Here is a 21,710-nt window from a genome sequence, read left to right as displayed (position 1 = left end):
GATATCATGGCTGTGAAACCGTTGAAGGTCCTGATTGTTGATGATGAATTACCACTTAGGCAGGAGCTTCGCCTTTTCCCTTGGGAGGATTGCGGAGCTGTCTTAATCGGCGAGGCCGGGAACGGAGAGGAAGCACTTCACATGTGCGGAATAAGCGTGCCGGATGTCGTGGTGACGGATATCACGATGCCTATTATGGACGGTTTGACGCTAATACGGGAGCTGCGGAGAAGATATCCTGCCATTCAAATTATTTTACTGACCTGTCACAGTGATTTTCACTATGTCCAGGAGGCGCTTCGGCTTGGAGCGCTTGAATATTTATTAAAGGTATCCATGGAAGAAGAGGAAATGAAGCAAGCGCTGAACAAAGTAAGCGAAGCAATCGCAAAGGAACGCAGATCCATTAATAATGAAAAATCTGAACGTAGGCTGCTGCAGGCGGCAGCATTCGGAAAGCTGTTGCGCGGTCATGACCTTGATGCCGACGATTGGCTGCCTACCAAGCTGGATGGAACGGGTACCTATATATTGGCACGATTGATACTGGTTGCGCCTAATGATTCATACATTCCCGCAAGGCAGCAGATTCAACAAACGTTGTTGGATAAAGAACAATCCGATCCCCATTGGCTGACTTGGGTAACTACGGGCGATAAGGAATATTTCGTGCTTATGAAGGCGCTTCATGCCGAGGAAGAAGCGATTGCATCACTAAGCGGAGTCGTACAAGCGTTGGAATGCTGCTTGAAGGCCAAAAAAGAGCAGCCAAACCAAATCATGTTGGTGCACGCGATTGTCAGCGAACCTTTCATGAAAGGGGAAGAGTTGGCGAATGCGCTAACTTCTACGACCGAATGGAAGGAATCCCTCTTTTACGACAGCTCGTTCGGGAGCAGCATATGGAAGGGAAGACCGCTCCCAATGCGAGAGATGACAGATCAGCTTGCGAAGGAACTGAATGAAAAGCTGCGAATGGCTAGCAGCTCTACTGAGTTCCTTAAAAATTGCATACAAGGGGAATTGCAAAAGTGGTGCTCTGCGATGCGGGTTCGGCCTCAACAACTCAAGCAGCGCCTACTGCATTGGCAGATGGATTGGTTGAAGGTTCATGACGGCTCTGAGCTTGATTGCATGGTTATCACGCAATTAATGGGAGCGCAAACCTTGCAGGAAATGATTGCATGTCTCATTCAGAATATGAATGAAATCGATAATGGAAGCTCACGCATCGAAATTCGCTCAGCGATACAATGGATTCAAGCGAATATGAAGCAGCCTATCTCCCTTCCGATTCTGGCTGAGCAGGTTGGTTTAAGTGCGCATTATGTCAGTCGGCTATTTCGCGAAGAGACAGGCGACACAGTCAATCAATATATTACAAGGCTTCGGATGGAGAAGGCGGTCGAGCTGCTGAAGCAAACGAATAAAAAAGTATACGAGATTGCGGAAGAGGTCGGAATCCCGAGCTATCGTTATTTTACCGTCACGTTTCGCAATTGGACTGGGGTGTCTCCGACGGATTATAAGCGGAAAAAGTAAAAGACCAGCCAGATCGAATACGGGGGTAGGAGCATTTGTCTAAGTTGTTCAATTGGTATAGTGGCCTAGGACTTGCTACGAAGCAGTTTATTTATTTATTCATCGTGACGTTATTTTTAGTGATGGTGCTTGCCTATCGAAATCTCAGTGAAGCTGAGGCTCTACTGAAAAATCAAGTGATTCGCGATGCCGAGCTGCTTGTAGGCCGTACAAATCAATATATCGATGCAAGCCTTGACAACGTTGAGAACATGCTCCTGCTTCTCTCGACCCGTTACGACCTGTTCGAGGATGGCAACGAGGCGATTGCCGCCGATACGCTGCGCAAATTCGCTGATTATAACAATTCGATTGCCAAAACATTGTATTTGGTTCGTACCGATGGGAAGGTATACGCGAATGAGCAAGTCAATTATGATATCATCGGCAATCCTATGCTTCCGGAATTATATAAGCTGGCGCTTGAAAATTATGGAGCTATCAATGTAAGCGAGCCCTACTATTCAACCATGTCGGGTCACACGCTTGCTTATGTATTGCCGGTTACGGATGCGCGCAGACAATTGCAAGGCGTAGTCGTTGCAGAGGTAAACCTGGATTCATTAACGGAGCGGATTGCTCCGATGATCTACCAATCGTATGCATTAATGACAAGGGACGGCAATATTATCAACAGGCTTGATTCACGCGATAAAATGCTGCCTTACCAGGCGGGGGCTTATCCCCCAGTGCTGCAAGAGAGCTTCCGTGAGCAGCTGGAAGCCGTTAAAATCGGGGTTAGCAGAATAGAAGGCAATCATCACGAAATGCTTGCTGTCGTGAAATCAACGACGAATCGTCTGGGCTGGTCCTTAGCGGCTTTTATTGAGGAGGACTATTTCTACCAAGGCTTGCAGCAGTTAAATAATAACTATCGTACGGCCAGCGTCGTATGGATGATTATTTTATTATTAAGCGCCTACCTGCTAAGCCGATCCTTTACGAAGCCAATTCGCCGCTTTGTGGAGAAAATGGATCGGTTACATGATGTGCAAATTGTCGCAAAGCTGCCGGTTACACGAAAGGATGAGATCGGCCGCCTGACGCAAAGCTATAATGATATGCTTGAGCGAATCCAAACCTTGCTGCATAAAACAAAATCGGCTGAGGAGCAGAAAAAGGAATATGAGCTGAAAATGCTGCGGAGCCAGATTGCTCCTCATTTTTTATACAACACACTCGCCTGCATTAGCAGCCTTGCCAAGCAGCAAAGGATCGACGAGGTGCGGGATACCATCCGATCCTTGGTTAAGCTGTTAGCCTTCAGCTTTGATAAACAATCGGAATATGTCTCAATCGAAGAAGAGCTGGAAGGGCTTCGCATGTATATGCATATTCAACAGGTGCGTTATGGCGAGCAGTACACATATGAGCTCGATGTCGACCCAAGCCTGCTGCAATACCGGATTCTCAAGCTAACCCTGCAGCCTCTTGTAGAGAATGCTTTGTTTCATGGTATTTCTCCGCGGAATGGAGGGCTTATTACCATTAAAGGAAAACTGGAGCATGGAGTGATCAGACTTTATGTTCGAGACAACGGCATCGGTATTTCTCGAACCGAAGCGCGCAAAGCGCTTCATGACCAATTCGAGCAGGAACGCTCCAAATACAGATTTACCGGAATCGGCTTACGCAATGTGCATGATCGAATTCGTATACATCATGGCGTTCCATACGGCTTGCGAATCGGAAGCACGCCAGGCGTTGGAACGGTCATTCGAGTAGGAATACCCGTCCTCACTGAAAACGATGAACGATTAGGCATTATGGGCTAAACGGCCTTGTCCGTAGTTCAAGGCTGTCCCTCGGGACAGCCTTTTTGTATGGCGCGAAATGCGAGCCAAATGGAAACACGCTTGGAAACATGATCTCTTAAATCCATACACTTTTTACGTTTTTATGTATATCGGCAATGGAAGGGACTGCTTATACTTAAAATATGAAAGCGCAACCACAAAAGGAGGGCTTACATGGAAGCCGATCAAAGCTTATTGCCTGCATCTCGGATACAGCCCACTCCGCAAAAGAGGCTGCAAGCGGTTCTAAGAACCGCCTGGCGTTTCCGGGCATTCTACCTCATGCTGCTCCCAGGTGTTATCTACTTTATTATTTTCAGGTACTTCCCCATGTATGGAGTCATTATCGCCTTCAAAAACTTTGCGATCATGGACGGTATAACGGGCAGCGCCTGGGCTGATCCATGGTATAAGCATTTTAAAGAGTTTTATCAATCTCCGTATTTCAGCCAGCTGCTGTCGAATACGTTGTTGATTAGCTGCTACAAGTTAATTTGGGGGACATTTCCCCCGATCATTCTCGCGCTGCTGCTCAACGAATGCCGTGTTCGTTGGTTGAAGTCCATTGTCCAAACGCTTACTTATTTGCCGCATTTCTTATCGTGGGTCATTATTTTCGGCATATTGCTGACGTTGTTTTCTCAGAATGGCGGACTTGTAAATCGATGGATCGTGGAAGCGGGCGGCGAGTCCATCCCTTTTTTGACCTCAACGGACTATTTCCGCAGCATATTGGTCGGCTCCGAGGTTTGGCAAAATCTTGGCTGGGGCGCTATTATTTACTTGGCAGCAATGGCAAGCATCGATCCTACGCTTTATGAGGCGGCAAAAGTGGATGGCGCGAGCAGGTTGCGGATGATTTGGCATATTTCACTGCCGGGCATTCAAAGCATCATTGTTCTGCTCTTCATTCTGAAGCTAGGCCATTTGCTCGATGCAGGGTTCGATCAAATCTATATCCTGTACAATATACAGGTATATCCGGTTGCTGACATTTTGGATACTTGGGTGTACCGAACCGGCTTGCAGCAATTGAATTTCAGCTTAGCTTCGGCAGTTGGCTTGTTCAAATCGCTAATTGGATTGATACTGGTGCTCGGCGCTAACCGGCTAGCGAAAAAGTGGGGTGAGGGAATATGGTAAAAAGCTTGGACGATAAAATATTCAATGGCGTCGTTTACGTTATTCTCGGGCTATGCGGCCTTGCTGCCATATTACCGATGCTTTATGTGGTATCCGTGTCCATCACTCCCTTCGGTGAAGTATTACGCAACGGCGGTTTTATTTTGTTTCCGAGCGAAATCACCTTCTCTGCTTACAAGACGCTGCTAACCGAGTCTAATATCCCAAAAGCTTTTCAAATTACAGTCCTTATTACGGTTATCGGAACAGCAGTCAACCTCATCTTGACTGGGTTGATGGCTTATCCGCTCAGCCGTAAAAACCTGCCGGCAAGAAAGTTTTTTCTTCTAATGATTGTGTTTACTTTATTGTTCAGCGGTGGCCTAATCCCAACCTACTTGGTCGTTAAATCGATGGGTTTGCTTGACTCGATCTGGGCGATGATACTGCCAAACGCGGTATGGAGCTTTAATGTGCTTATTATGAAGAGCTTCTTCGAAGGGCTTCCTGAGGAACTATTCGAATCGGCCAGGATGGACGGCGCCAAGGAATTCCGGATTTTGCTCCAAATTGTCACACCGCTTTCGATTCCGGTTTTGCTTACCGTTGGTTTGTTCTATTTTGTTGGTCATTGGAATGAGTTTTTCCAAGCCATCTTCTATGTAACGGACCGAACGCTTTTCCCGCTCCAGGTCATCGTCAGAGAGATATTAATGCAAAGCCAGCAGCCGCTAGAGAATGCAGAGAACATAATGCCTACCCAGACGATGCAAATGGCTTCCGTTATGATTGCGAGTCTCCCGGTCATCGTAATCTATCCCTTCCTTCAAAAGCACTTTACAAAGGGTATGCTTCTCGGATCGATTAAAGGTTGATCTAGTCGCCGTATGGATAACTGGCCAGCTATACGGACCTATTCAATAGATCGTTTACTGAAAGGGGTTATGAAGATGAGAAAAGTAGGTTCATTATTGCTCACCATTTCATTACTAGGAGCTTTACTTGCCGGTTGTTCAGGCGGAGGCGGCAGCGAAACAAATGAAGGCAATACGCCAAGCAATACTGCGAAGCCGAGCAACGAGGTAAGCAGCAAACCGATCAAGCTTGAAATTATTGAAACCGGCAATAACCTGCCAACGCCTGATAAGGATATTATTAAGAAAGAGCTGGATACGGCGCTAAATATTGATTTGAATCTGACCGTTTATCCTTCGGGCGATGATTATGCAAATCAATTGAATGTTCGCATGTCCTCCGGCAATTTCCCAGACTTGTTCATGGTAAGCCGTCAGCAGCTGATTCAATTCTCAGAGCAAGGACTGCTGTTGGATATAACGCCATACATGGATAAATTACAGCAAACCGTCGATTATATTGGAGAAGACAGCGTAAAGAAGGGCATGGTAGACGGAAAGGTCTACGGCGTTTCCAAATCACCGCAAATTCCTTACAACACACTATGGATTCGTAAGGATTGGCTCGATAAACTGAAGCTGACCGTTCCGACAACGGTTGAACAATTGAAGGAAGTAGCTGAGGCGTTCACCACTCAGGATCCAGATGGCAACGGAAAACCGGATACGTATGGTTTAACAGGAGGAAAGATGGGGGCATTTTCGACCGTTTTAGGAGCGTTCGGCGTCGGTATGCCAGGGAATTTCTACGAGAAAGACGGAGCAGTCGTGAACGCTTTGTACGATCCGGCAATGAAAGATGCACTGGCGCTTATTCAGCAGATGATTGGTTCAGGCTCGGTTGATCCTGAGCTTCTGGCCAATAGCGGACTTCAACATCAAGAGAAAGCCATTAAAGGGCAAGCTGGCATCGTCTATATTGATTGGCCGAATATGACGAAGGAACAATTCGTCGAGCAAATTAAAACCGTAAATCCGAATGCGGAGTGGCTGCAAATTGCAGCGCCGAGCGGTCCTGGTGGACAATTTGACGGCTCATGGGATATTGGTGCAACACCAGGAAGATTTGCGATTCCGAAAGCACTGGAGAAGGAGCCTGAAAAGCTGCAGCGCGTCTTCGACCTGCTGAACTATGTCTCAAATCCGGACGGCGGCTCCTTGCTTGTACAATTCGGAGTGAAGGATACTCATTTCACCTTGGACAATGGAAAACCTAAGATGACTGATAAGGCAGGCGATGTAGGTTATTCCTGGTTATACCAATTCACTGGCAGACCGGAAATGGAATATTTGCAAGCCAAGTTTGCCATGCAGTCCGATGCGATCAAATTCGCCAATGATCAGCCTCGCATCCAAGTGCTTAATGGATTCATCGATAATCCTGAAGGCTTTAACCCAGCTGATGCCGATCGATATATTGAAGAAGAGATTGCAAAATTCATATATAACAAAAGACCAATTAGCGAATACGATGCTTTTATTAAAACACTGGAGACATCCATGAATTATAAAGCATTCCTTGATAGCGCAAACGAGCAGTTGAAGGCGTTAGGCTACGGGGGGTAAGGAATTGAAATCAAATCTAATGAGGAGAATGGCTATTTAAGCAATGGAGCAACTAGGAGCATCCAAAAACGAGAGTTACTCGTTTTTGGATGCTCCTTTATTTAACATCTAGATCTATTCGGATTTAAATTCGTTGAATCTGATTTTTGAAGCAGAACGAAACGGTCTTGGTAGAGGCAGCGATTACAGGTCAAAGGCGGGTGAACGAAGTCAAGCGAGATGGGACTGTCGAGATTGAAAAATTTATCGGAATTGGAAATTTCTTATGTTGGAAAGCAATAGAAAACGCTATCATTTTGGCTTGCCGAGCAAAGTCGAAAATCGTGTTGACAATGAAAATGATAATTGTTATCATTAGATGACTTTTGAGACGATACTGCTTCTTAAGCCACTACTATAATCGTACTACAGGGGGAAATACAGTGATTAAAAGCAACAAGAAGTTTGTATGGGTATTATTGAGTTTAATGGTCCTGTCGCTAGGGTTAGCGGCTTGCGGCAGCAATACATCGAATAATGCAATAAACAACGCGGCAACTAATGCACCTGCTGCAACAGCAGCGCCTACGGAAGCGCCAACTGAAAGAACATTAACGGATTCATTAGGCCATGAAGTTACCGTTCCTGCTAATCCACAGCGTATCATTGCATCCTACTTGGAAGATCATCTGGTTGCTTTGGGCATCAAGCCCGTTGCGCAATGGTCCGTTCCAAACGGCATTCAAGACTACTTGAAAGATTCACTTGCAGACGTTCCTCATATTGGCTTCGATCTTCCATTCGAAGCAGTAACGAGCTTTGAGCCTGATCTTATCCTTATGGCCTATGACGAAAATGTGGAAGGTGAAAAATTCGATCAATATTCGAAAATTGCCCCTACCTATACAATTGGAGATAAATTGACAGCAGACTGGCGCGGAGCATTGCTGAAAATCGGCGAAGTTGTCGGTAAAAGCGAAGAAGCGCAAAAAGCGCTTGAAGCGTATGACACGAAAGCTAAAGAAGCAAAAGAAAAGCTGCAAGGCGTTGCGGCTGGCGAATCCGCAGCGGCACTTTGGGTTATACAAGACAAGTTCTACATCGTGAGCGACAAACTCTCGAGCGGAGATTTGCTATACAACCAACTAGGACTAGCGGTACCAGCTGTCGTTAAAGAAATTTCTGAAGCGGGAACAGGCAATTGGAATGCGATTTCGCTTGAAAAGCTTGCTGAGCTTGATGCCGATCACTTATTCCTAGTTAACAGTGGTACAGACACGGATTCAAAAGCGCTAAGCGATCCAATCTGGCAGAACATCCCTGCCGTCAAAAGCGGCAAGCTTTATCAGTATCCAAGTACGTCAAGCTGGTTGTACGCAGGTACGATTGCATACTCGCAAGTGATTGACGATGTACTAGAGAGCATTGTTAAATAATTCGTTATAATAAAAATAGGACTGTAACCAAATGCGATAATCGCTGACGGCTGCAGTCCTTTTCTTATTGCGCAGCCTTCTCTAGCATTCAAATTCCATGTATAATCGTGGAAGGTCAATTTCGCGAAAAAGGATGTGTTGGGAAATGGTGAATGCTATGAAGAAAACGGTTCCGATTTTACGGATATTTGATGAAGACAAGGCGCGTGAGTTTTATATTGATTTTTTAGAATTCGTCTGCGATTGGGAGCACCGGTTTGAACCTGATATGCCGATTTATATGCAAATATCAAGCGGTGATTGCGTTATTCATTTGTCTGAGCATTACGGGGATTGTACGCCAGGCTCGGCTGTCCGTATCGAAGTTGAAGACGCCAAGGCGCTGCAGGAGCATCTGTTAAGCAAATCCTATAAATATGCTAGACCGGGGTTCGATGAGGAATGGCATGCGGTTAAGCTTACAGATCCGTTCGGGAACCGACTGCATTTCTATTCCCACAAATAACAAAGAAGCGGGGGTGCGGGCCAAATGGAGCCATTGACTCTGAATATAGCTAGAGAAGTAGCAATTGCCGCAGCCTATGAAGCGGGTCGAATTGTAAAAGAACGCTTCGGAACGCTGGATAGCTATGATGAGAAGGACGACCATGGAGACATCGTAACAGAGGCTGACCATCTCGCTGAACATCTTATTCTGGGCAAACTCCGAAACGTGTTTCCGGAGCACAGCATACGTTCCGAGGAGTTCGGTGAGAACGATGTTCAAAGTGAATGGCTTTGGTTAGTTGATCCGCTTGACGGGACGAATAATTACGCAGTAGGCTTGCCGTTATTCGCCATTTCAATCACGCTTGTTTATGGGGAAATGCCTGTTTTGGCCGTTATTTATGAACCAATAACCGAGCGGCTGTATGTTTCCGTTAAGGGAGAGGGAACGACCTGCAACGGAAATCCAGTGAGCATGAATCGGGCTAAGCCATTCAACAAAGCGCGCGTGGGTTGGATTCAAGGCCATGCCGTCCAGAATGAAGCAAAGGCGGTTAAGCTCCGACATTATATCGATGTCCATACGAAACGAATGATGCGGCTGTGGGCGCCAACTCTTCAGTGGACGATGCTGGCACGCGGCGATTTGGATGCGATTATCGTATACAATTCAGAAGGCGAGGACTTGTATTCAGGCATTCTGATGGTGCTGGAGGCAGGGGGGACGGTAATCGATTATTCCGGCAGGCCATTTACGGGAGTGAGTGATTCGCCTTATCTTATAGCATGCCAACCGAAGCATCAATCGTATTTTTTAAGTTTGGTTCAACAAGGCTTGGCTTAAATCTGGAAGCATACACGCGAAAAAGCAGTGGTAGGCGTTACGAGAGGTCGCATACAAAAAGGTGAGCTTGTTACGTTTGAAGCAACACATTTCGGAGTGAGGCAACGATTGACATCGAAGATAAGCGAGATGGTCGTTCCGACATTTTTTGTAGATGAAACGCAAAAGGGCGCTTTTAAATCGCTTAGGCATGAGCATCTTTTCGAGATGCGGGGGAAAGGGACGCTGATGACGGATGTCCTTCGTTTTGAAGCGCCGCTTGGCGTTCTAGGGTGGTTTGCTGAGCGTGTCATCTTAAAGTGTTATATGAGAAAATTTCTGGAGCATCGCAATAAACAGTTAAAAATATTGGCGGAGCAGCCAGAACATAGGTTGCATGGATGATCTGTCATGTTCGCGTGCAAAATAAGGAAAAACCTATAGGGTAAAGCTCTGCCCAGTCAGGAGAAGCATCATGGTAGAAGCGCTCGTCGGCAGTTTTATATCCGCAATGGCAACGGTACTTGGTGCTGTACCGCTGCTTTTCGTCAAAAGCCTTTCTGATAAATGGAAGGATGTCCTAATCGCTTTTACGGCAGGAATTATGGTGTCAGCTTCTACATTTGGTTTGCTGCCGCAAGCTTTGAAAGAATCGGGCATTATTCCTTTAACGCTCGGGCTGCTTATTGGCGTGATTGCACTGGATTTACTGGAGAAAAATTTGCCTCACATCGATATTGAGCAAAGAAGAGGCATCTCGTCATTTGACAGTAAATCCTTGCTCGTTATTTTCGCGTTATTCATACATAATATCCCAGAAGGATTAAGCACGGGGTTCAGCTATGCGAGTACGAATAATGGCCTCGGTCCGATGGTCGCTATTGCGATCGGCGCTCAAAATATGCCGGAAGGGCTTGTGCTGGCGATATTTCTTATCCATTCCAAGGTTAGCAAGCTGAAGCTCATGCTGATCGTGACCTTGACTGGATTAATGGAGGTTGTTTCGGCAATCGTCGGTTATTTTGCTGCAAGCTATATCGCAGGGCTCATCGGATATGGATTGGCGTTCGCATCAGGCGCGATGCTGTTCATCGTATATAAGGAGCTGATACCGGAAACCCATGGCCACGGTTATGAGCGTGCAGCAACGTATTCTTTTATTATCGGATTGCTGATTATGATTTATATCAGCTTTTACTTTGGTTAAAGGTTACAATAATAGGTTGCAATATCGTTAAACCGATCCTTTTTTGAGCGGACTGGTCGATTTTGTCGGATTGATCGATTACAATATACGAATGATCCATTACAATTATCGATCAAAGAGGGAGGTCTCATGACATGTCGTACATAAACAGAATGCTTCTTGACGTAGATACCGGCATAGATGACGCCTTAGCCATTTTATATGCTTTATTGTCGCCAGCTATAAAGGTTGAAGGCATAACGACTGGGTTTGGGAATACGGACGTTGACCAAGCGACCGAAAATACGTTGCGGGTCATACAAGCAGCGAATTGCGGTTATGAGGTTCCAGTGGCAAAAGGTGCGGCAGGACCGCTTAAACGTACCTTTCCGGGGGCAGTCCCTCATATCCATGGGCATAACGGAATTGGCGATGCTGTTCTGCCGCCATCTCGTGTGCAAGCGCTGGAAGAATCGGCCGCTGCGTTTATCGTGCGAAAAGTAAATGAATCGCCGGGTGAGCTTATATTGGTAACCGTCGGCAGATTAACGAATCTGGCACTCGCTTTGGAGCTTGATCCAAGCATAGCGTCCAAATTCAAAAAAGTGGTCATCATGGGCGGTACCGTATATGCTCCAGGCAATATTACGCCGGTCAGTGAAGCGAACCTGTATGGCGATCCCGAGGCTGCCGCGCAAGTGTTTGAATCAATGGTCCCGATTACGATCGTTGGACTGGATGTTACGCAGCAGACGCGCTTGACGAAGCAGCATTTATCCGATTTATCGCGAGATGTTGCACCAAATAAACGTGAAGTATTTGATTTCATGAATGCAGCTCTGCAAATCTATTTTGACTTCTACGCCTTCTCCAACGATTTTGACGGAGAGTGTCCCATGCATGACCCATTAGCGGTCATTGTAGCCATAAATCCTTCGCTGGTGCGAACGGAGACGATTCCAGCAGCAATCGATTGCGGCGATGGCTACACGGCTGGCATGATCATCACGGATCGCAGGGTTCGTGCAGTCGTAGGTCGTCCGGTTGCGTTCTGTCTTGAGGTGGATCAAGAGAAGGCGATTGCCGAGTTATTATCCATATTTACTAAAGGGGAAAGATAATTGATGGAACAGCGTTTTTCACGCGAATCAAAGTGCTATAAAACAGCCCGTGTGTTCCCGCCTGATGTAAACAATCATAATACGTTGTTTGGCGGCAAATTAATGGCTTACATCGATGATATTGCTTCAATCGCTGCAACAAAGCATTGCAGGCGGTCCGTTGTAACGGCATCTACGGACTCTGTCGATTTCTTGCATCCGATCAGGCCTTCGGATTCGGTATGCTTGGAGTCCTTTGTAACATGGACGGGGCGTACATCGGTAGAAGTGTTCGTAAAGGTAATCAAAGAAGATTTGCTTAGCGGTGAGCGGAAGGTCGCTGCAACTTCTTTCTTAACCTTCGTTGCGCTTGACGAGAACCGTAAGCCGGTACCCGTTCCTCTCGTCATTCCAGAGACAGAAGAGGAGCTGAAATTGTTTGAAACGGCTTCGCATCGGGCGGATATGCGCAAAATCAGACGAGATGAGAGCAAAAAATTCGCTGGATTTCTAACCGTGAAACATCCATGGGACTAATGATTCGTAATCTATGATCGCCTGCAACAGCTTAAGATGCTGCTGCAGGCTTTTTTTATTCGTAAAACAGCTATTTAAAACTTAAAAACGACTAATTAGGTGGTGAAAACACGACAAGGGAACATGTGTTCTGTATCCAAATCAACTCAAAATCACTAATCATACCCATTTCTGATCCTGATTTGATCCAACCGCGGCGAAATGCAAACCAAACGGCCACAATGAGCAAACAAACTGAAAAAAAGGAAGAAAATGATGGAAAATGGCGTTTTCGGCTATATAGAACATATGTTCTATTCTTGTGATTCAATAACGGTAAATGCTGTAGCTTGAAATGAATTGATAGCTGCACTATAATATGTAGTGGAAGGAGCGGGCCATGGATATTAAAAATTTCAAGTACGGTGAAGTTGGCTTGAATCGATTTTTCGGTTCGCTGGAAGCCAAGATTATGGAAATTCTGTGGGATGCGGAAGAGCTGAGCATTAAAGAGGTTCAGATCCGCCTTGAGAAAGAGAAGCAAATCAATTTCAATACGGTAATGACGGTCATGAATCGGCTAGTGGAAAAAGGAATATTGCAAAAGAGATCAAAAGGCAGGTTATCGTTATTTTGCCCAACTGCATCAAAGGAGTCGTTCATTGAGGAACAATCCAAACGGTTGACTGAAAATTTGCTTGATGAATTTGGCGGAGTCATCATTAACCATATGATTGATGCAATCAAAGAGGTTGACCAGACCTTGCTTGATAAGTTAGAGAGCAAGCTGCAGCAGCTAAAAAAGGATAAACCGTCATGAGGTGGCAGCGCAAGTCCGCGCTCATCATGGCCGTTAGCCTATGTATCGCCATTGCGGTATGGAGCCAGATGGGCATGTATCTGGCTCACCTCTTCTTTGGGGTCGATGTCAAAGTGAATTTTTTTAAGTTCTGTATGAGCTTGTTTAAAGAAAATTCGTTGTATTATTTTTTAGTCATCACGTTTCTCAACGCTTTGATTGCGTACGCCATTCTCATTGTTTGTTTAAGAGTAACCCAGCAATATGTACGGTCCAATCGATTCAAATTAAGGTTGATGTCGCTCAGGGACATTGACTGGACCGCTCATGTCATTCAGAAGTACCAACCGCTGAATCAGCATATTATTGTCATTGGACATGAGCAGCCAATGGCCTTCACGGTTGGCTTCAGGCGTCCACTTGTCGTTTTGTCCAGCGGCTTGATTGAACTGCTTGATGACCAAGAGCTGGAAGCGGTTATTGCCCATGAAGCATTCCATCAATCCCATTTCGATCCACTGAAAATATTCATGCTTCAGCTTATTTCAGAATCGCTTTGGTTTCTTCCGATTACCAAATGGTCTTATCGCAATTATAAATTGATCAGCGAGCTGCTGGCAGATGAATCTGCCATTCGTCATACGGGCTCGGAGCTTGGTTTAGGCGGCGCCTTATTGAAGCTTATCAAAAAAGGCTTTAGAGATCATCCTACGCCTGTACTCGTTTATTTCTCTGATGGCGTGGTGAATTACAGACTGCAGCAGCTCATCGATCCGAATGAAGAGATACCGGTGCGTTTGAACCTTATGACTATCGTGATTTCTATACCTGTGATGCTCTTGTTTATGGGCATGATTGTGTTGGCAGTCACCTAGTTTTTTTAACTATAAGAACTACAAAGTGTAGTGTGAAAAGGAGCGTTTCAATCATCCATGGAATCCCATCTATTGCTTCATGAGCAATCAGGCTCTACTTATTTTTTGCTGTATACAGCGGCAGTTATCATGCTGCTTGCTTTGATAGGCTATTGGTATGCTTCGAAATGGAATAAAGAAAACACGAGCAGCCTGAAAAAAGAACAAAAGGCGGCACTCAGACAAAAAACGAAAAAAATGCGAGTGGCTGCGCACATGCTTTTGAGCACTTCGCTTATCGTTGTCGTCATTCATTTTGCCAAAGATTTGACCAAATCTTATGATGTGGACGACCTGAACCTAAAGGCCGACATTGAAGTGAATGAAGATACGTATTATGGAGCGGAGCATTCCGACGAGCCTGTTGCTTATGAAATGAAAATTCCTACATCGGGTACACATAGCCCGCATGACCTGAAGTTTGGTTTCTACACGGAAAAGCCGGCAAACGAAATGCTCGTTCACAATTTAGAGCATGGGGATATCATTATTAACTACCGTGCGGGAGCTGATCCTCAAACCATTGAGCTCCTGAACTATCTCGTTAACTTTAGGGAAGCGGGTGCAGGCATTCTGGCAGTACCCAACGAGGAAATCCCCGAAGGCAAAGAGCTTGTCGTTAATGCATGGACAAAGACGATGGAGCTTACAGCATTTGATGAAGCTAAAGTAGCGACTTTTATTTATACGTACATCAACGAAGGACCAGAGAAGATCCCCGCACAAATTCGCCGCGGCGGGGGTACCATGTAAAAGGAAACACAAAAGCTTAACCGAACCAGCATATGCGGGGTCGGTTAAGCTTTTTTTTATGATCAATCGATAAAAGAAAGGTATGCATGGTATCGAGCAGCTTGAAGAGACAATGGTAGCGATCGGACAGGAGTAGTATCTCGTCCTAATGAACTTCTAAAGGGTGCGCCATTGTGGCGTACTATTGCTCCGTAAGGTTGTTCACCGAGAGCCGGTAATCGGAGGGAGAGATGCCGTGTACCCGCTTGAATTTGCGAAAGAAATAATTGGGGTCGAGGAAACCGGCGGCTGTAGCGATTTCCGTTGCTTTTAATGCCGTAACGGCTAGCATTTTCTTAGCATGGTTAAGCCGAATACGGTTGAGATAATCATTGAAGGATTGCTCCGTTTCCTTCCGGAATAATCGGCCTAGATAGACGGCGTTGACATTGAAATGAAGCGAAAGCAGCTGCAAGGATAGCTCTTCGCTGTAATGCTCCTGTACGTAACGCTCGACCTGTCTGATGATTGGATTCTGTGAGATCAGATCCAGCTCATGATCTGTCTTTTGCAAGCCTTTATTTATGCCGCATTGCGCCAATGCTTCGCTATATGATTCATGCAGCAGCCGGGGCAGGCAGGTGACCTTGCCGAAATAATTGACCCAAGGTGTTTTTAGTATTTCGCCATACTGCTTGGCAAGCTCAAGCATCCAGCTCTGATTGCTTGCACGGAAGCTCTCGGAATCATTGCCCTCATCGGTAAACAAAACGATAATTTGCCGATACTCATTGAGAAAGGCAATGCCCCGGCCGCTTTCGAGCAATACCTCTTCCACACTATTCAGAATGGCAAATGACCGATACTGCTCTTCATTGCGGGCAAGCTCGCCTTCCTGCCGATCATGCCAATCAATAATGCATATTTGATATTGTTCATTCATTAGCAGAGGCAATTGCAGAAATTTCAGCTTCTCGCGCAGCTGATCATACTGAATCCGGTTCTGCACCCAGCGGAGCAGGATGTTGTTTTTCAACAATTGAAACGATTCTCTCTGCATTTGCTCGGCTATATATTGCCCCTGAAAACGTTCCGTGCAAGAAGCTATAATTTCAGCAAGCTCTGTGGCGTCAATCGGCTTGAGCAAATAATCCTCGACATGGTGTTTCATGGCTTGACGCACATATGCGTACTCATTGTAGCCGCTTAGCACAACGATGGAAGTATTCCAGTTTCTCAGCCTAATCTGTTCAATCAGATGCAGCCCATCCCCTTTAGGCATACGAATGTCGGTCAGCACGATATGCGATCGATTCGCCTCCATAAGCTCCAGCGCTTCATAAGCGCCTTCTGCCTCGGATAAACGAGTAATATTAAGCGCTTTCCAATTAATTAACCGTTTCAAGCCTTCTCTAATATATTGATCGTCATCGACTATTAATAGACTTGTCATCTCAATCCTCCTCAAGTAAGCTGGCTTATCGTTTATAGGGGAATATCATGGTAAGCTGAAAGGATTTTGTTTCGGACGGGTGCTCGGGCAGAGACAAGCCGTACTCATTGCCATAATAATGCTTGATGCGTTCGTGAATGTTCTTAAGTCCAAGATGCTGCTCAGGGAATGTATTCTCGGTTTGCAGCAGCTGCTGCAAGCGCAGATGCTCCTCTGCGGTAATATTCTTGCCATTGTTATAAATCTCGATAAAGAGCAGATGGTCTTCTCGCTTGACTGTTACGGTAATGATAGGATCATCATACTGCTCTAGCTGGCCATGCTGAATCGCGTTCTCAATCACAGGCTGCAAAGTAAACTTGAGCATGAAGCAGTTCTCCAGATTAATCTCGGAGATGACTCGAATGGCGATTCGGTTGGACTTGCCAAGCATAAGCAGCTCTAGGTAGTAAGTGGTATGTGCAAGCTCTTCCTGTACCGAGATCAGGTCGTCTGTAGGCTGAAGCATCCATCGGTACAGCCGGCCAAGGTGATAAAGCTTCTCCGCTAGAAAGGGCTGTTCGCTGATGACGGCCTGCATGCGCAGCGACTCCAGCGTATTGTACAGAAAATGAGGATGTATCTGGGTTTTTAACGCGATGAATTCCGCATTTTGCTTGCGAATTTCTGCGATATAAACCTGGCTGATGTGATTCTGCAGCTCCTGTGCCATTCGATTGAAGCGAAGCATCAGATCGCTGATTTCATCCTCTCCGCTAATGGGCATCAGCGGCGTGAACGGGTTGCGCTGCACCTTTTTGAAATGCTTGCTCATTTGGTTAAATCGTCCAACGATAAACCGCTGAATCAGATGAATGATAATAATGCAGACAAGCCAGCTTAGGCCAAGAATGCTGAGGATGCGAACCGCGATATCCGATAGCTTGCTTTGCAAATTAGATTTGTAGCTGATGCCGATCATCTCGATTTCGTAAGGATCAATCGTGACCCGCGAGAGTAAATCATCGGATGCGGCCCAGTCTGATTGTCCATTCGGCCTACTATCGAGCAGTACAGCGCCGTTCTGTTTAATAATGAGCCTGTAGTCCGCGCTTTGGTTATCGAACTCATTCGTTATCATGCGAGTATTCAAGGTAATGAGATGATATCCGTATACCTGATCGGGATGAATACTCGTCGGGTTATAGATCGGATTCACGATATATAACATTCGGTCAGCGGGGGCAAGCAGCTGCTCGGAGCTTCCGAAATAAGGATGCTGATAAGCTTTTGGAAAGGATTCGAAAAATGACTTATAGGAAAAGGAGGGATTGGCGCCATACTTTTGCTGCTGAGATTCAACGAATAGACGCTTATCCTGCAGACGGTACATGATTACTGCTGAGGTATAAGGGTTACGGGAAAGCATATGTGTCATCACGTTTTTAATAAAGTTCTGCTCTATGATCGCTTTCCGGTCTTCTTTATCCGAAGGAATATTGTCAGGGAGGAACATCTCGTATACGCTGGACTGCATATTGCTATTCTGGTAGAGGCTCATCGAATCATATTTGAACCGCTCCATAATGTCGAGCATTTGCATTTTTAGTTTTTCCGTGCGAAAACTCAGCAGCTCATGCTCCTTTTTCTCCAGAATCGAGTAGAAGTTATTGTAGACGACTAGACCAAGCAGCAGAAATATGAGTAGAAGGGCTGCGCCAATCCCCATATTCAGCTTCCGAAATATAAATCTGCCAATCCATTCACGATATAAGGCCTTCATCCACATGGAGCCGTCTCCTTCGATGTTGATCATTACACAATTAACAGGATTGTTCATTCATCTAACGTCATTTTATGAGCAAAATTAAAGCGCTGTCAACTGTTAAGCATCAAGTACATGATCCATGGGAAATCAAATAACAGAAGCAAAATCCTACAGCAAATGGAAGAGATATAGTCGAGGAGATACGGTTTTTCCAGTAAAAGCTATGTTTTTTGCTTTAGCGGAAGCTGTTCCAAGGTCGGATCGGCCAACGGCTTATTGAAGTTGTGCGTATCTTGCAGATATGCTTGGGTAAAAGGGAATGCTCGAAAAAGTAGTTTAATTGGTCTAGTGAAAGTAGCTTTTGTGCTGTGGCAGTGAGGAACCATATCTTCCTATAATAGATTTGTGGTTATTAAACGAGACGAAGAGGTGGTCGCAATGAGAAAGTGGTTTGCACTAGGTATGGGCATGATGATGGTGACTGGATTAGCGGCTTGCGGCGGCAATAGCAACGGTAATGGAGGTTCCAGCGGGAATGAGTCAACGCCAGCCCAGACGGCTAACAGCAGCGAGTCGAAGGGGACAGATAAAGAAACGGTCAAGGATATTGAAATTGTTTTTCAATCCTGGGTTACCCCGAACCTGACGGTAGAGTATTACGACCAATTGATTCAAAAGTTTGAAAGCGCTAACCCTGGCATCACAATAAAGCGCATTCAACCGCCAGCGAATGAAGGGTCGCCGGACAGCTATCTCAAAACCTTGCTTGCGTCGGGTGATTTCCCTGATGTAGTCCAGAACGCTACGATTCAAATGTTCGTAGATGCGGATGCCTTGCTTGAAATTCCAATCGATGAGGACATTAAGAACATTAATAATTACGAGGCAGAAATGATTGATGGCAAGTTGTACAACATCTCAGCCATCAGACAGCCGCAATCGCTTGTTTTCTATAATAAAAAGCTGTTTGCTGAAGCCGGCATTGCCTCCACGCCCAAGTCATGGGCGGAACTGGAAGCTGCGGCTGAGAAGCTGAAAGCGAAAAATATTACGCCGCTGCTGACGGCAGGCGACTGGACGGCTGGATTCACGTTCTCTGTCATGACATCGCCGAGCGTGTATAAGGACAATAAGAGCTGGTACGCGGATCGATTCGACAATAAAGTGAAATTTACAGATGAGAACTGGAAGGAAGCGGCAGGCTACTATGCCAATCTGGTGGAGAAGGGGTATTTCAACAAAGGTGCTCTGAGCATTGACTACACAGCGGTTGAGCAGGAGTTTTTGAAGGGCAAGGGAGCGATGTACCCCATGGGTTCATGGTTCAGCGCGGCAGAAGCCGTTGCGGAAAAGGATTTCGAGGTAGGCGTATTTGCAACACCTACTAAGGACGGCACGCAGTATCTGCTAGGTGGAGAGAATGCAGGGGGTTATGCGGTTGCCAAAAACACGAAGCATGCAGAAGAAGCGCTGAAATTCGCTAAATTCATGATGCTAGATCCGGAAGCGCACAAAGGCTTCTTGCAAGCAGATGCGTTGTTCTCGAACTTGAAGGAGCCGCTCAAATGGGAAATGTCCCCGCTGCAAACGGAGATTTATGAGCTGCTGCTGAACAATCCTCCAATGGTTGGCCATATGAACAATAAAGTAGGCAGAGTGCCTGTTGCTGGTATTCAGGATCAATACAATAAAGTGGCACAAAACATTTTGCTCGGTGATGTAGATGTGGAGAAAGGCATGCAATCGCTGGACGAATATTGGGACAAGAACAACAAATAGAGCTGCGGCAGAAGGGGCGAGCCACAGGTTTCGCTCCTTTTCAAATGGCATCATAATGAGATTTGGCGGTGATTCAATTTGGTTAAAAACGACCGATGGTCTTATGCGTTAATGTTTTCACCCGGCATTGTCATTTACTTCTGTTTTCTGCTGATTCCCATTTTCCTGCTGGTTTATTACTCCTTTTACGATTGGGATGGTCTCAGCCCGTCCTATTCATTTGCAGGACTAAGCAATTACGTGGAAGCGTTTCATGACAAAGCTTTTGCACGTGCGTTGCAAGTCACCTTGTTTATTACGGTAGTCGCAACTCTGGCCGTGAACATACTTGGTATCGCCTTTGCCGTTTTCTTGAACCAAAAAGGGCGGATGACAAATTTTTATAGATCCGTATTCTTTTTCCCGTTGCTGCTTAGCACAGTTTCGGTCGGTTTTATTTGGAAGAGCATTCTAAGTTACAACGGATTGTTCAACAATTTGCTGGAGCAGCTTGGAGTGGAACGGATCGAGTTTTTCGGCAATCCGGATTTGGCCGTATGGACCATTACCTTTCTTGCCATCTGGCAATCTACCGGCTTCATCATCGTGATCTATTTGGCGGGACTTCAATCGATTCCGGGCAGCTTGTATGAAGCGGTCAAAATGGATGGTGCCAACAGATGGCAGCAGTTCAGGCATATTACGTTTCCTATGCTGGCACCAGCATTCACGATGAGTATTATCTTTATGTTTACGGGCTCAATGCGGGAGTACGACCGAGTGGCTATCTTGACTTCTGGCGGACCGGCTGGCGCAACGGAAACCATCGCTTATCAGGTAGTCAAAGTAGGCTTTAGCGCGAATCGGCTCAGCTACTCTGCAAGTCTAGCCGTCTATATGCTCATTATCGTAAGTCTGTTATCAGTATCCTTGACTGTCTATTTGCGAAGAAGAGAGGAGAGGCTGCTGTGAGGAGAAATTTCGCTCCATATGCAAGGCATCTGTTCCTCATGCCTTTATCTCTTCTATTGCTTGTTCCGTTCTATATCGCTGTTGTTAATGCATTCAAGACGAGGGCAGACATCTTGGATAATCCCTTTTCGCTGCCTGTCCTTAACCTGACACTGGATAATTTCATAAGATCGGCTGTGACGCCGTCCTTTAATATTTTCAAAGCGTATGGGACGTCTATTCTAATAACCTCGGTATCGGTAGTGCTGCTGGTTGTGCTGTGTTCCATGATGTCCTTTGTTTTTGCCCGCGTGAGCAACCGTTTCCTGTCTGTGTGTTATTTATTGCTGCTGTCAGGGCTTATGATACCGCCTCAAGTCATTCTCATTCCGCTGGTTAAGGTACTCGCGAAACTTGGGCTGATGTTCACGCCGCAGGGGCTTATTCTTTACAATATCGGGTTTTACGTACCGTTCACGGTGTTTATATTTGTCGGCTTCATTCGCACGCTGTCGAGAGAGCTGGATGAGTCCGCGAAGATAGATGGAGCCAGCCAATTGACGATTTTTTGGAAAATATTATTTCCGCTGCTGCGCCCTGCAACGGCTTCCGCCGTCATATTCCTTTGTCTATGGATTTGGAATGATTTCATTAATCCGGTTATTATTTTGGGTTCAACCAAGAGCTATACCGTAACGACGGGAATCTATCAAGCCGTAGGGCAGTACAGCACGAACTGGGAGGATGTTTTTGCGCTGGTCGTTCTTGCCTCGGCCCCGATCTTTCTGCTCTATCTGTTCATGCAGCGGCAATTTATTGCCGGATTGACGGAAGGCTCGTTGAAGGGCTAG

General features: G+C 45.9%; 20 protein-coding genes. 18 read left to right on the top strand and 2 right to left on the bottom strand.

Features of this window, described 5'->3' with window-relative positions; all coding sequences use genetic code 11:
* The first annotated feature begins 6 nt into the window (after positions 1-6).
* The 15 genes from FHS16_RS19495 (at position 7) to FHS16_RS19425 (ending at position 14,971) form a co-directional block, all read left to right on the top strand.
* Positions 7-1,542, top strand: coding sequence for a response regulator transcription factor (locus FHS16_RS19495; protein ID WP_183566362.1), 1,536 nt, complete (start codon positions 7-9; stop codon positions 1,540-1,542).
* Positions 1,543-1,577: 35 nt separating this feature from the next.
* A complete protein-coding gene (locus tag FHS16_RS19490) occupies positions 1,578-3,356 on the top strand; it encodes a cache domain-containing sensor histidine kinase (protein ID WP_183566359.1) in 1,779 nt (592 codons plus the stop codon).
* Between the two features lie 195 nt (positions 3,357-3,551).
* On the top strand, positions 3,552-4,520 hold the full coding sequence (locus FHS16_RS19485; protein ID WP_183566356.1) for an ABC transporter permease: 969 nt from the start codon (positions 3,552-3,554) through the stop codon (positions 4,518-4,520).
* On the top strand, positions 4,514-5,374 hold the full coding sequence (locus FHS16_RS19480; RefSeq protein ID WP_183566353.1) for a carbohydrate ABC transporter permease: 861 nt from the start codon (positions 4,514-4,516) through the stop codon (positions 5,372-5,374). The genes FHS16_RS19485 and FHS16_RS19480 overlap by 7 nt, the downstream gene beginning before the upstream one ends.
* A 75-nt stretch (positions 5,375-5,449) precedes the next feature.
* Positions 5,450-6,979, top strand: a complete 1,530-nt coding sequence (locus FHS16_RS19475) for an extracellular solute-binding protein (RefSeq protein WP_183566350.1) — start codon at positions 5,450-5,452, stop codon at positions 6,977-6,979.
* 422 nt (positions 6,980-7,401) lie between these two features.
* On the top strand, positions 7,402-8,394 hold the full coding sequence (locus FHS16_RS19470; RefSeq protein WP_312890982.1) for an ABC transporter substrate-binding protein: 993 nt from the start codon (positions 7,402-7,404) through the stop codon (positions 8,392-8,394).
* A gap of 145 nt (positions 8,395-8,539) precedes the next feature.
* Positions 8,540-8,899 (top strand): glyoxalase superfamily protein, encoded by a 360-nt coding sequence (locus tag FHS16_RS19465; protein WP_246431840.1) that lies wholly within the window; start codon positions 8,540-8,542, stop codon positions 8,897-8,899.
* A gap of 24 nt (positions 8,900-8,923) precedes the next feature.
* The gene (locus FHS16_RS19460; RefSeq protein ID WP_183566347.1) at positions 8,924-9,724 is read left to right on the top strand and encodes an inositol monophosphatase family protein; all 801 of its coding nucleotides are present in this window, start codon (positions 8,924-8,926) and stop codon (positions 9,722-9,724) included.
* Between the two features lie 108 nt (positions 9,725-9,832).
* The gene (locus tag FHS16_RS19455) at positions 9,833-10,108 is read left to right on the top strand and encodes an SRPBCC family protein (RefSeq protein WP_183566344.1); all 276 of its coding nucleotides are present in this window, start codon (positions 9,833-9,835) and stop codon (positions 10,106-10,108) included.
* Between the two features lie 70 nt (positions 10,109-10,178).
* Positions 10,179-10,910: a ZIP family metal transporter gene (locus FHS16_RS19450; protein ID WP_183566341.1), complete on the top strand. Its 732-nt coding sequence runs from the start codon at positions 10,179-10,181 to the stop codon at positions 10,908-10,910.
* A gap of 134 nt (positions 10,911-11,044) precedes the next feature.
* Entirely contained in the window at positions 11,045-12,010 is a 966-nt protein-coding gene (locus FHS16_RS19445; RefSeq protein WP_183566338.1) for a nucleoside hydrolase, read from the top strand.
* A gap of 3 nt (positions 12,011-12,013) precedes the next feature.
* Positions 12,014-12,526, top strand: a complete 513-nt coding sequence (locus FHS16_RS19440; protein WP_183566335.1) for an acyl-CoA thioesterase — start codon at positions 12,014-12,016, stop codon at positions 12,524-12,526.
* A gap of 379 nt (positions 12,527-12,905) precedes the next feature.
* Entirely contained in the window at positions 12,906-13,325 is a 420-nt protein-coding gene (locus tag FHS16_RS19435) for a BlaI/MecI/CopY family transcriptional regulator (RefSeq protein WP_183566332.1), read from the top strand.
* Complete coding sequence (locus FHS16_RS19430; protein ID WP_183566329.1) at positions 13,322-14,179, top strand: M56 family metallopeptidase; 858 nt, start codon at positions 13,322-13,324, stop codon at positions 14,177-14,179. The genes FHS16_RS19435 and FHS16_RS19430 overlap by 4 nt, the downstream gene beginning before the upstream one ends.
* Positions 14,180-14,236: 57 nt before the next feature.
* The gene (locus FHS16_RS19425) at positions 14,237-14,971 is read left to right on the top strand and encodes a DUF3105 domain-containing protein (RefSeq protein WP_183566326.1); all 735 of its coding nucleotides are present in this window, start codon (positions 14,237-14,239) and stop codon (positions 14,969-14,971) included.
* Positions 14,972-15,152: 181 nt separating this feature from the next.
* Here the strand turns inward: FHS16_RS19425 and FHS16_RS19420 are convergent, their stop codons facing one another.
* Together FHS16_RS19420 and FHS16_RS19415 are read right to left on the bottom strand one after the other, a co-directional pair.
* On the bottom strand, positions 15,153-16,403 hold the full coding sequence (locus FHS16_RS19420; protein ID WP_183566322.1) for a response regulator transcription factor: 1,251 nt from the start codon (positions 16,401-16,403) through the stop codon (positions 15,153-15,155).
* A gap of 25 nt (positions 16,404-16,428) precedes the next feature.
* Positions 16,429-18,171 carry a sensor histidine kinase gene (locus FHS16_RS19415; RefSeq protein ID WP_183566319.1) on the bottom strand — a complete coding sequence of 581 codons (1,743 nt, stop codon included), beginning with the start codon at positions 18,169-18,171 and terminating at the stop codon, positions 16,429-16,431.
* A gap of 417 nt (positions 18,172-18,588) precedes the next feature.
* On the opposite strand from FHS16_RS19415, the gene FHS16_RS19410 reads away from it, so the two are divergent.
* From FHS16_RS19410 to FHS16_RS19400, 3 genes are all read left to right on the top strand, one after another.
* The gene (locus tag FHS16_RS19410; protein WP_183566316.1) at positions 18,589-19,929 is read left to right on the top strand and encodes an extracellular solute-binding protein; all 1,341 of its coding nucleotides are present in this window, start codon (positions 18,589-18,591) and stop codon (positions 19,927-19,929) included.
* A gap of 78 nt (positions 19,930-20,007) precedes the next feature.
* Positions 20,008-20,880 carry a carbohydrate ABC transporter permease gene (locus tag FHS16_RS19405; protein WP_183566313.1) on the top strand — a complete coding sequence of 291 codons (873 nt, stop codon included), beginning with the start codon at positions 20,008-20,010 and terminating at the stop codon, positions 20,878-20,880.
* Positions 20,877-21,710: a carbohydrate ABC transporter permease gene (locus tag FHS16_RS19400; protein WP_221226413.1), complete on the top strand. Its 834-nt coding sequence runs from the start codon at positions 20,877-20,879 to the stop codon at positions 21,708-21,710. The genes FHS16_RS19405 and FHS16_RS19400 overlap by 4 nt, the downstream gene beginning before the upstream one ends.

The sequence above is a fragment of the Paenibacillus endophyticus genome (assembly GCF_014192395.1).
Classification (GTDB): Bacteria; Bacillota; Bacilli; order Paenibacillales; family Paenibacillaceae; genus Pristimantibacillus; species Pristimantibacillus endophyticus.
Note: the sequence above shows the minus strand (reverse complement) of the source record. Positions and strands in the feature narration are given on the sequence as shown.